The 360-nt window shown below is 70.8% G+C and carries 1 protein-coding gene; it reads left to right on the top strand.

Annotated elements, in window-relative coordinates; translation table 11 throughout:
* On the top strand, positions 1–360 hold a 360-nt coding region (locus GCL84_RS00290), incomplete at both ends, for an acyltransferase domain-containing protein (protein ID WP_156753276.1).

Raw genomic sequence — 360 nt, 5'->3', positions numbered from 1 at the left:
CACGTGGAGGACATCCGCGACCGGCTCGCCGAGGCGCTGGCCGGGGTCTCCGCGCAGGCGCCGGTGGTGCCGTTCTACTCGACTGTCACCAGCGAGTGGATCACCGACGTGGGTGTGGCCGATGGTGAGTACTGGTATCGGAACCTGCGTGAGCAGGTGCGGTTCGGTCCGGCTGTGGCCGAGCTGGTGTCCCAGGGGCACGGGGTGTTCGTCGAGGTGAGCGCGCACCCGGTGCTGGTGCAGCCGATCACCGAGGCCACCGCAGATGCCGACGCCGTTGTGGTCGGGTCGCTGCGCCGGGACGACGGCGGCCTGCGGCGGCTGCTGACCTCGATGGCCGAGCTGTTCGTGCGCGGTGTC

Source organism: Actinokineospora pegani, assembly GCF_009745975.1.
Lineage (GTDB): Bacteria > Actinomycetota > Actinomycetes > Mycobacteriales > Pseudonocardiaceae > Actinokineospora > Actinokineospora pegani.
Note: the sequence above shows the minus strand (reverse complement) of the source record. Positions and strands in the feature narration are given on the sequence as shown.